Genomic DNA, 10469 nt, shown 5'->3' with positions numbered 1-10469 from the left:
CAACGCGACCGCGTCAGCCCGGAACTCGGGCGGATAATGCTTGTTCACCATGATCTTCCAGGACTCCAGATCTCCCAGGACCATCAAGATCCCCGGCTCAAGTGTCCAAGATCAAGGGGCAAGGCCCACCAAACCCACGCACGAACGGCACGACCAACCGCACGCAACACCGAACCCACGCACGAACGGCAGGATCGACGCGGCGCTAGAGGCGGCCGACGCCGGCGAGGACGGCCATGTGTTCGGGGCGTTCGGCGTCGGCGGGGGGCGTGGGCCACTCGTGCAGCCAGACCAGGCCCGGCGGCTCCATCGTGGCGGCGCCGAAGAAACGCTGGATGCCCGCGCGGGGGCGGCCCGCGGCCGTCGGGACGTCGCTTCGGGCGTAGATCGAGCTCACCTCGCCGGTGGACGCGTCGGCGGGCGTGTCGATGACGCCGTGCGAGATGGCGATGAAGGAGCCCGGGGCCAGCGAGCCCCGCAGGCGGTCGACTGCGGGGAACGCTTCGTCGTCGGGGACGAAGTGCAGCATCGACAGCATCAGCAGGCCGACGGGCTGGGAAAAGTCGAGGAGGTCGCGGAGCTCGGGGCGGGCCAGCAGGTCGTCGGCGAAGCGGATGTCCGCCTGCACGACGGTGGCCAGCGGGTTCTCGGCGAGGATCTCCCGGCTGTGTTCGACGGCCACCGGGTCGATGTCCACGTACACGACCCGGGCGTCGGGGGCGGCCGCCTGCGCCACCTCGTGCACGTTGCCGGCGGTGGGGATGCCGCTGCCGACGTCCAGGAATTGGCGTACCCCGGCGTCCACCATGTGCTGCACCGCGCGAGCCAGGAACGCCCGGTTGACTCGGGCCATCTCGGCCGCGTAGGGGATTGCGGCCAGCAACTTCCGCGCCGCATCGCGGTCGGCCGCGAAGTTGTGGCTGCCGCCCAGCAATGCGTCATAGATGCGGGCGCTGCTCGGGCGCTGGGTGTAGTCGGCGGACATGGCGCGCACGCTATCAGCCCCGACCGGCCACAGTGGTCGGTCGACGTAAGGAGAAGTGGACCGACGGTCGGGTAAACCCGACGCGCCGATGAGGGCGTGGCGCGCAGCCCGTCGCGGCAGAAAGTTCGGTCGGGCAAGCTCGGCGTGGCAGATAGGACGTGGCGCGCCAAAGAGGGGCGCAGCGGGCAAGCGGGCCCGGCGCAGCAATGGGGGTCGCGCGGCAAAGGAGGTATGGCGGGCAAGCCAGCGCGGCAGAGGGCGTCGCGGGCGAACCCGACCGCCAGCCGGTCAGGCGCGGGCCGGTCAGCCGCGGCCGGCCATGGTGTCCGGTCGGCGCAGGAGCGCGGACACCCGGTGTGGCGTGTCAGGCGCGGCGTAGCGGAGTCCTTGAACAGCGTCGCAGCCGCTGGCGTGCAGCCCGTCGGCCAGGCGTTCGTCGTCGACGCCGTGCACGGTCAGGGTCAGGCCGAGTGCGTGCGCGATCGTCGCCAGGCCGGCCACCAGCGCCGGCTCGCCGAAGACGCCGGCGGTGAGTGGCGGCAGCGGGCTGCGCAGGCCGTGGATCGGCAGCTCACGAAGGTACGCGACGCTGGTGTAGCCGGCGCCGAAGTCGTCCAGGACCACGCGGACGCCCAGCCCGCCGAGCGCCGCCAGGACGGTGTGGCTGTGTGCACCGGCGGGGACCGCGTCCAGCCCGGACAGTTGCACGTGCAGCCGTTCCGGCGGGAGGCCGGTCTCGGCGATCGCCTCGCGCACCAGGTCCACCACGTCGGGGTATCCGATCCTGCGGATCGGCAGGTCGACGCCGACGTACGGGCCGTCCGCCGCGCTGCTCCACAGCATGGCCTGCCGGCACACCTGGTGCAGCACCTGACCGGCCAGCCGGGTGGTGGCCGTGCGGTCGCCGGTCAGCTCGCCGATCCGGCCCAGGTCGAGCGAGCCCAGCTGGGGGTGCCGCCACAGCGCCTGGACGTGCAGGCCGAGCACCCGCCGGCCGGCGGGGTCGAGGATCGGCTGGTAGGTGGGTGGCGCCGTGACGAGTCCGACGATGCTGCCGGGGACGCGGGGGTCTCCGCGCCGGCGGTCGTGCACCGCCCAGCCGGTCCGCCCCGATCGCGCCTCCCGCACCGCGACCTCGGCGTCGACCAGCAGTTGGCTGACGTCGAGCCCGGCCGAGGGTTCGTCGACGACGCCGACCGCGGCCTCCAACGCGACGACCGGGCCGTCGGACGGGAGGATGACGGGCGCGGCGAGCAGGTCGAGGATGCGTTCGGCCACTTCGACCAGATGCGCCACGCCCCCGGTGTCCTGGAGCAGCAGCGTGAACGATCGCCCTCCGTCGCGTACCAGAAGGTGGTCGGGGTTGCGGGTGACGGCGCGCAGCCGCCGGGCCACGTCGATGAGGATGTGGTCGCCGGCGTCGGGTCCGTGTTGTTCGCGGATGGCCGGGAAACCGCCGAGGTCGATCAGGCAGAGGCCGACGTTGCGGCCCCGGGCGCCGAGCCGGGCGGCCTGTTCGAGCCGCTGCACCAGGCGGGCCCGGTTGGCGAGGCCGGTCAGCGGGTCGTAGTAGGCCAGCCGCCGGAAGCGGGCCTCGCTGTCCTCCAGCGCGCGCTCGAACTCGCGGGCCGCCCGCAATGTGGCCCGGTGCAGGGCTTCCTGCTGGGCGAGGATGCGCTCCTGCATGGCGGCGGCGTGCCCGGCCAGAAAGCTGCCCAGCACCTCGCCGGCGCCGATGTGCGCGGTGAGGGTCTTGATCGTGCCGGGCAGCACTGCGGGGCTGCCGAGGCCCAGTTCCACCGCTTCGGCGCCCGCCCGGTACGCCGTCTCCAGGTCGGCCGGGTCGCCGGTGGCGGCGTGCCGCAGCTGCTCGGCGAGGTCGTGGAGGCGGCGACGGGCGGCCTCGGCGGGCAGCGGCAGATAGACACCGGCGGCGACCGCGGCGGCGTACCAGACTGTGCCAACGCAGTCACTGGTGGTGGTTACCGGGCGGGCTGTCTCTCGGGGCGGCGGAATCGTGGCAGCGGTCTCGCGGGCGCTCATCACCGTGCGCGCGGCCTGAACCAGGGCGGCGTCGGTGTAGAGCTCCGCGGTCTGTCGTGCCGCCGCCACGATCCCGTCCGCGCGGGACCGCGCGTCCTCGATCAGCCGGTCCGGCAGCGCGCCGGGCACCGGCTGGTAGCCACACTCGCCCAGGATCTGGTTGAGCGCGGCGATCATCATGTCGTGGGTGACCGGATTGCCCTCGACCGGCTCGGGGGTCATCTCTGGTCGCCACCCTCCCGTGGCTGCTGCCACAGCTCGACGGCCTGGCGACGGCCCAGCTTGAGCGCGGTGCGTACCGCCTCGGGGGTCTTGCCGACCACGTCGGCGATCTCGCTCGGGGTGAGCCCCTGCGCGGAGAGCCGCAGCGCCTCCCGGCGGGCCGGGGGCAGTTTGTCGAGCACCTGCGTGAACCACTCTTCGAGTTCGAGCTCGGTGAGTGCGGGGTCGGTGGCCCGGCCGTCGTCGTACGGCTCCACGTCGGGGACCAGCACCTCGCCGTCCGCGTGGGCGACCCGGGCACGGTGCTTGAGCCAGTGCGAGCGGGCCGCGACGCGCACCCAGGCGGCCGGGTTGGTCAGCGTGGGCCAGCGGCGCAGCGCCTCACGGATCGCCTCGGCGACCGCGTCCTGCGCCTCCCAGACCTTGGCGCCCTCGGCCAGCAGGCCGCGCACCAGGCCCTCCCAGTGGGCACGAAAGAACTGTTCGATCTCGACCGCGGGTGGCGGATCCGGGATGGGACCGCCCGAGCCTGGGTCCGAGCCGACCACCGATGAGCCTCCGTTCGCCGTTGAACCTCCGTCTACATAGGTCCAACGGCGCACGGTGGCGTGACACCGGAGCCCGATCTTTCTCAGACTCCGGCAACTTGCCTTACCGTTTCACAGAGTGCACTCAAGCTGCATGAAGGGTCGATTCACACCGCGATCAGTTTCCGCGCTGACGGGCGTCGATAGACCAGCCAGGTGACTCCGACGCAGACGGCATAGAAGGCGATGAACGTCAGGTAGGCGGCGTCGGCGGTCTTGTATTCCAGGAACGATTGCCGGAAAGCAAGGTTGACCAGCACACCACCGAAGGCGCCGATGGCGCCGGCGATGCCGATCACGGCTCCCGACAGGCGGCGCGCCTCGTGCTCGGACTCCGGGTGCCGGGCCCGGAAGATCGCCGGAATCATCTTGTACGTGGACCCGTTGCCGATCCCGCTGAAGACGAAGAGCGCGATGAACCCGACCAGGTAGAGCGGCAGCGACCGCAACTGTGACGCTGCCAACACCACGCCGGCGCCGACGGCCATCGCGACGAAATTCCAGAACGTCACCCGGGCGCCGCCGAGCCGATCGGCCAGCGCCCCGCCGACCGGCCGGATCAGCGAGCCGAGCAGCGGGCCGAGGAAGGTCAGGTACGCGGCCTTGACCGGCGTGCTGAAGTCCTCGGCGAACTGCACCTGCAGCACCTGCCCGAACGCGAACCCGAAGCCGATGAAGGAGCCGAACGTGCCGATGTAGAGCAGCGACATGATCCAGGTGTGCGGCTCCCGGGCGGCGTCGCGCATCCCGCGCTTCTCGTTGCGCGCCTGGCTGAGGTTGTCCATGAACAGCGCCGAGCCGAGCGCGGCCAGCACGATCAGCGGGATGTAGATGCCCGCCACCACGCCGGGGCTACCGGCGCCGACGGTGGCCAGCACGAGCAGCCCGACCAGTTGCACCGCGGCCACGCCGAGGTTGCCGCCGCCCGCGTTGATGCCCAGCGCCCAGCCCTTCAGCCGGTCCGGGTAGTAGGCGTTGATGTTGGCCATCGAGGAGGCGAAGTTGCCGCCGCCGACGCCGGCCACCCCGGCCAGGATCAGCAGCGTCGAGTACGACACCCCGGGCTCGATCAGGAACGCGCCGAGGATCGTCGGCACCAGCAGCAGCCCGGCGCTGACGATCGTCCAGTTGCGGCCGCCGAAACGCGCCACGGCGAACGTGTACGGGATGCGCAGCACCGCTCCGATCAGGGCGGGCAGGGCGGTGAGCAGGAACTTCCCGGCCGGGTCGATGCCGTACTGCGGGCCGAGGAACAGCACCAGCACCGACCACATGGTCCACACCGAGAAGCCGATGTGCTCGGAGAAGATCGAGAAGATCAGGTTGCGGCGGGCGATCGGGGCGCCCGTGGCCGCCCAGAACGCCGGGTCCTCCGGTCGCCAGTCGTCGATCCAGTGGCCGCGGACGGTCACGGTGGGCCGGTCAATGACGGCGGTCATGAGTCCTCCAGGATGAGCTGGTCGTGGTCGTCCACGCGGACCGCATAGACGGTGAGCGGCGGCAGGTCGCCGGTCGAGCAGCCGGTCGCCAGGTCGAAGGTGTTGAGGTGCAGAGGGCAGACCACGAACTTCAGGTCGATCTGCCCGTCGGCCAGCGGCCCGCCGCGGTGCGGGCAGACGGCGGACAGGGCCCGGACGGAGCCGTCGCGCAGCCGGAAGACGGCGATCTGGGTGTCGTCGACCGCGTAGGCGCGACCTTCACCGAGCGGAATGTCCGAAATATCGCCGAGGATCATGACAGCACCGTCAACGGCAGCGAGGTCCGGAACTGACCCGGGGTGACAGGCGAGGATCGTTCCTGCCAAGGGTCTTTGTAAGCGGCGACCGACGCGGAGATCGCGGCGTCGAGGGAGTCCGCGATGCCCTCGCTGTCGTCCAGCAGGAGCGAGCGCAGATGGTCGATCCCGACCCGGGGCACGAACGCGTAGGTGCGTTCCAGCCAGTTACCGTTCTCGCGGTAGTACTGGATGAACCGGCCGGTGAGCCGGATGACCTCCTCGGCGGTGTCGACCGTGACGAGCAGATCGCCCTTGCGGACGTGCGCGCCGGCCGCTCCGCCGACGTAGATCTCCCACTTGCCGCCGTCGATGGCCACCACGCCGACGTCCTTCACGTACGCCTCGGCGCAGTTGCGCGGGCAGCCGGTGACCGCGAGTTTCAGCTTCCCCGGGCCCTCGATGCCCTGGTAGCGCTCCTCGATCGCGATGCCCAGCGAGGTCGAGTCACCGACGCCGAAGCGGCAGAACTCCGAGCCGACGCAGGTCTTCACGGTCCGGAAACTCTTCCCGTACGCCCAGCCGGACGGCATGTCCAGGTCGGCCCAGATCTGCGGCAGCTTGTCCTTGGGCACGCCGAGCAGGTCGATCCGCTGGCCGCCGGTCAGCTTGACCATCGGCACCTGATGCCGCTCGGCCACCTCGGCGATGCGCCGGAGCTGGGCGGGCGTGGTGACGCCGCCCTTCATCTGGGGCACCACCGAGAACGTGCCGTCGCGCTGGATGTTGGCGTGCACCCGGTCGTTGATGAAGCGGGCGTCGCGCTCGTCGTCGTACTCGTCGCCCCACATCATCTTGAGCAGCGAGGCCAGGCCCATCTTGCTCTTGGCGTCCTCGTCGCCGCCGGGGGTGAGCTTGGCGAAGACCGACGAGACCGAGGTGAGGCGGTGCTCGCGGATCGCCCGCATCAGCTCCGGCTTGGGCATCGGCACGCCGGGGACGTACCAGGACGCGGCCGGGTCGACTTCGACCTCGCCGCCGGCCGCCCACTCCACGATCTGCGCGACGAGCCCTTTGCACGTACCGCAGCCCTTGCCTGCTTTGGTCTTGTCCATCACGCCGTTGACGGTCTTGCAGCCGCCCTGCACGCAGGACACGACCGTTCCCTTGGTGACGCCGTTGCAGTTGCAGACCTGCTCGTCGTCGGCCATCTCGGCGGGGCTGACCTCGGCGGACGGCCCGCCCAGGTCGAACATCAGCTCGGCGCGTTCCTCGGGCAGCGCCAGCCCGCGGTCGAAGGCCTGCATCAGGAACGCGACCTTGCCGATGTCGCCGACGAGGGTGGCGCCGACCAGCCGGCCGTCCCGGATGATCACGCTCTTGTAGACACCCTTGCGGGGCTCGGCGAAGGTCACCACCTCGTCGTCGTCACGCTCCGGCGCGACCAGGCCCATCGCGGCGACGTCGACCCCGGCCACCTTGAGCTTCGTGGCCACCCGCGACCCGTGATAGGCGGCGTCCGCCTTACCGGTGATGTGGTCGGCGAGCACACGCGCCTGGTCCCACAGGGGTGCGACCAGGCCGTACGTCTCGCCGCGATGCTGCACGCACTCGCCGACCGCGTAGATGTCCGGCTCATCCTGAGCGCGCATCTGGTCGTCCACCACGATGCCGCGCTCGACTACCAGGCCGCTGATCTCGGCGACCTCGCTGTTGGCCCGGATGCCGGCCGCGACCACCACCACGTCGCAGGGGATGGTCCGCCCGTCGGCGAGTTTCACGCCGGTCACCGCGTGCTTGCCGAGGATCTCGGTGGTGCGGGCGCCGGTCACCACCTCGATGCCGAGCTTCTCGACACTCCCCCGCAGGATGTCGCCGGCCTGGGCGGAAAGCTGCGCGTTCATCAGGTGCCCGGCGGAATGCACGAGGGTGACGTGGGAGAGGTGGTTCTGCAGGCCGCGGGCAGCCTCCAGGCCGAGCAGCCCGCCGCCGATCACGACGGCACGCTCGTGGTCGCGGGCGTACCGGATCATGTTGCGGGTGTCGTCGAGCGTGCGGAAGGCGAAGACGCCCTGGTGGTAGCCGCGGCCGGAGCGGTGGATGCCGGGGATCGGCGGCACGTGCGCGCGGCTGCCGGTGGCGATGATCAGCTTGTCGTACGGGGTGGCCGTGCCGTCGGAGGTGTAGACGTGCTTGGAGAACCGGTCGATCCGGGCGATCCGCTGCCCGTGGTGCAGGGTGATGCCGTTGTCCGCGTACCACCCGAGGTCGTTGAGGAAGATCCCGGACTCGTCCTCCACGCCGGCCAGCAGGTTGGACAGCATGATCCGGTTGTAGTTGCCGTACGGCTCGTCGCCGAACATGGTGATCGTGAAGTCCCCGCGCCGGGCCAGGATCTCCTCGACCGTCCGGGCGCCGGCCATGCCGTTGCCGACGACCACCAGACGCTGAGGCATCAGACCTCCACCAGGCCCAGGTCGATCACGAGCGTGCCGGTCAGCCCCGCGGGCGCGGCCACCCGCAGCTCGACCGCGGTCCCGCCGTCCAGGTCCTCGACCACCCGCAGCGGCACGTGCACGTCACCCTTGGCGGCGATCGGGAAGTAGCGCATCGGGCGCCCGTCGCGCATCAGCACGACGCAGATCAGCTCGGCCGTCGAGTTGCCGCCGCGGAAGTAGACCGCCTGGGCGACCATCCCGTCCGGCACCACGTAGCCGAGCAGGCCGTCGACCGGGGCCGGCAGGTCGAGGCCCTTGCCCTCGAACCCGAAGACCCCCTGCAGAAATCGTGGGGTGGAGTGCATCAGGTGGTTCCCTCCGGTACGGGCGCGATGGCCACCGCGCAGGCTTTGAACGCCGGCATCCGCGAGTGCGGATCCAGCGCCGGATCGGTGAGCAGGTTGGCGCCCACCCAGTGGAAGGGCGCGAAGATCGTGTCCGGGCGGATGCCGGGATTGAGGCGTGCGCGGAAGACCGCCCGGCCACGGCGGGTGCGCAGCTCGACCAGGTCGCTGTCCCCGATGCCGTGCCGCCGGGCCAGGTCCGGGTGCAGCTCGGCGCGCGCCTCGGGCAGGGCGACGGTCAGCGAGGAGACCCGGCGGGTCTGGTTGCCGCTCTGGTACTGCTGCATGTTGCGGCCGGTGGTCAGCACGTACGGGTAGGCGCGGTCCGGCATCTCGGCCGGGTCGCGGTGCTCGACGCGGTGGAACTTCGCGCGTCCGTCGGCGGTCGGGAAGCCGTCGGTGAACAGCCGCGGCGTACCCGGATGGTCCTCGGCCGGGCACGGCCAGAAGACGCCCTCCTCGGCCTCGATCCGCTCCCAGCTGATGCCGGCGTAGTCGGCGATCCCCCCGGCGCTGGCCCGGCGCAGCTCGGCGAAGACCGCGCGCGGGTCGTCGCTGAAGAACCTGCCGCGGCCCAGGCGGTCCGCGAGCGCTTTCATGACCTCGAGATCGGTACGCACCTCGGGCGGCGGTTCGACGGCCTTGCGGCGGCGCAGCACGCGACCCTCGAGGTTGGTCATCGTGCCGTCCTCCTCGGCGAACTGCGAGGTGGGCAGCACGACGTCGGCGAGCGCCGCGGTCTCGGACAGGAAGATGTCCGAGACGACCAGGAAGTCCAGGGCGTTCAGGCGGTTCGTCACGTGGTTGGCGTGCGGCGCGGACACCACGATGTTCGACGCCAGCACCAGCAGCACGCGGACGCCACCGTCGGTGCCGAGACGATCCAGCATCTCGTACGCGGAAAGCCCTGGTCGTGGCAGCTCGTCGGGGTCGATCCCCCACACCGCGGCGACATGCGCCCGCGCCGCGGGGTCGTCGAGTCTGCGGTAACCGGGCAGCTGGTCGGCCTTCTGCCCGTGCTCGCGACCACCCTGCCCGTTGCCCTGGCCGGTGATCGTGCCGTAGCCGGACGCGTCCCGGCCGACCAGCCCGAGAGCGAGCGCCAGATTCAGCCAGGCCTGCGCGGTGTCGGTGCCGTTGCTGTGCTGCTCGGCACCCCTCGCCGTCAAGATCATCGCCGGCCGCTCGGTCGCCAGCATGCGCACGGTCTCGCGCAGGTGATCGGCGGACACTCCGGTCATCCGCTCCACCCGGTCCGGCCAGTAGGAGGCCGTGGCCGCGCGGACCGCCTCGAACCCGGTGGTCCGGTCGCGGATGAAGTCGGAGTCGAGCAGGCCCTCCCGGACCGCGATGTGGGTCAGGCCGTTGGCCAGCGCCAGGTCCGTGCCGGGCAGGGGTTGCAGATGACGGTACGAGCCGGCCGCCGTCGCCGTCCGCCGCGGATCCACCACGATGTGCCGGGCCCCGTTTGCCCGCCCCGCGTCCAGGTACTGCATCGCCGGCGGCATCGCGTCCGCCGGGTTCGCGCCGACCAGCAGCACGGTCCGCGCCCGGGCGATGTCTTCCAGCGGGAACGGCAGCCCGCGATCCACCCCGAACGAGCGGTTGGCCGCGGTGGCCGCCGACGACATGCAGAACCGTCCGTTGTAGTCGATCGCCGACGAGCGCAACGCCACCCGCACGAACTTGCCGAGCGTGTACGCCTTCTCGTTGGTCAGGCCGCCACCACCGAACGCGCCGACGCTGTCCGGCCCGTACGCCTGCTGTGAGCTCTTGATCCGCCGACTGATCAGCTCGAGCGCCTCGTCCCAGCCCGCCTCCCGCAGCGGGCTCGACCGATCCCCCGGCGTCTTGCGGACCAGCGGCGTGAGCAGGCGATCCCGGTGGTCGAGCAGTTCCGCCGCGGTCCAGCCCTTGGCGCAGAGCCCGCCCTTGTTGACGGGAAAGTCACTCGGCTCCAGCCGCATCCCCCGACGCTCCGGCGTCAGCGTGATGCCGCACTGAAGAGCGCAGTACGGGCAGTGCGTCGCGGTCGCCGGCATGCCGCTCATGCTCCGGCCCGACCGTTACCGTCTC

The 10469-nt window shown here is 71.2% G+C and carries 8 protein-coding genes; all 8 read right to left on the bottom strand.

Annotation, left to right across the window (positions count from 1 at the left end):
• Positions 1 to 205 precede the first annotated feature (205 nt).
• The 8 genes from QSK31_RS43230 to QSK31_RS43195 all read right to left on the bottom strand — a co-directional run bounded on the left by QSK31_RS43230 (position 206) and on the right by QSK31_RS43195 (position 10435).
• Complete coding sequence (locus QSK31_RS43230) at positions 206 to 985, bottom strand: SAM-dependent methyltransferase (protein WP_285690809.1); 780 nt, start codon at positions 983 to 985, stop codon at positions 206 to 208.
• Positions 986 to 1288: 303 nt separating this feature from the next.
• The gene (locus QSK31_RS43225) at positions 1289 to 3250 is read right to left on the bottom strand and encodes an EAL domain-containing protein (protein ID WP_285690808.1); all 1962 of its coding nucleotides are present in this window, start codon (positions 3248 to 3250) and stop codon (positions 1289 to 1291) included.
• Entirely contained in the window at positions 3247 to 3798 is a 552-nt protein-coding gene (locus QSK31_RS43220; RefSeq protein WP_285690807.1) for an RNA polymerase sigma factor, read from the bottom strand. The genes QSK31_RS43225 and QSK31_RS43220 overlap by 4 nt, the downstream gene beginning before the upstream one ends.
• A 146-nt stretch (positions 3799 to 3944) precedes the next feature.
• Entirely contained in the window at positions 3945 to 5276 is a 1332-nt protein-coding gene (locus QSK31_RS43215; protein ID WP_285690805.1) for a nitrate/nitrite transporter, read from the bottom strand.
• Complete coding sequence (locus tag QSK31_RS43210; RefSeq protein WP_285690804.1) at positions 5273 to 5572, bottom strand: Rieske (2Fe-2S) protein; 300 nt, start codon at positions 5570 to 5572, stop codon at positions 5273 to 5275. The genes QSK31_RS43215 and QSK31_RS43210 overlap by 4 nt, the downstream gene beginning before the upstream one ends.
• Positions 5569 to 8007 (bottom strand): nitrite reductase large subunit NirB, encoded by a 2439-nt coding sequence (nirB, locus tag QSK31_RS43205; protein WP_285690802.1) that lies wholly within the window; start codon positions 8005 to 8007, stop codon positions 5569 to 5571. The genes QSK31_RS43210 and nirB overlap by 4 nt, the downstream gene beginning before the upstream one ends.
• The gene (locus QSK31_RS43200; protein WP_285690801.1) at positions 8007 to 8354 is read right to left on the bottom strand and encodes a molybdopterin oxidoreductase; all 348 of its coding nucleotides are present in this window, start codon (positions 8352 to 8354) and stop codon (positions 8007 to 8009) included. Before QSK31_RS43200 ends, nirB begins: the two co-directional genes overlap by 1 nt.
• On the bottom strand, positions 8354 to 10435 hold the full coding sequence (locus QSK31_RS43195) for a molybdopterin oxidoreductase family protein (RefSeq protein WP_285690800.1): 2082 nt from the start codon (positions 10433 to 10435) through the stop codon (positions 8354 to 8356). The genes QSK31_RS43200 and QSK31_RS43195 overlap by 1 nt, the downstream gene beginning before the upstream one ends.
• Between the last annotated feature and the right edge of the window lie 34 nt (positions 10436 to 10469).

It is taken from the genome of Actinoplanes sp. NBRC 103695, assembly GCF_030269485.1.
In the GTDB taxonomy this organism is placed as follows: Bacteria; Actinomycetota; Actinomycetes; order Mycobacteriales; family Micromonosporaceae; genus Actinoplanes.
The sequence above is the reverse complement of the archived record's forward strand: the minus strand, read 5'-3'. Positions and strand labels throughout refer to the sequence as shown.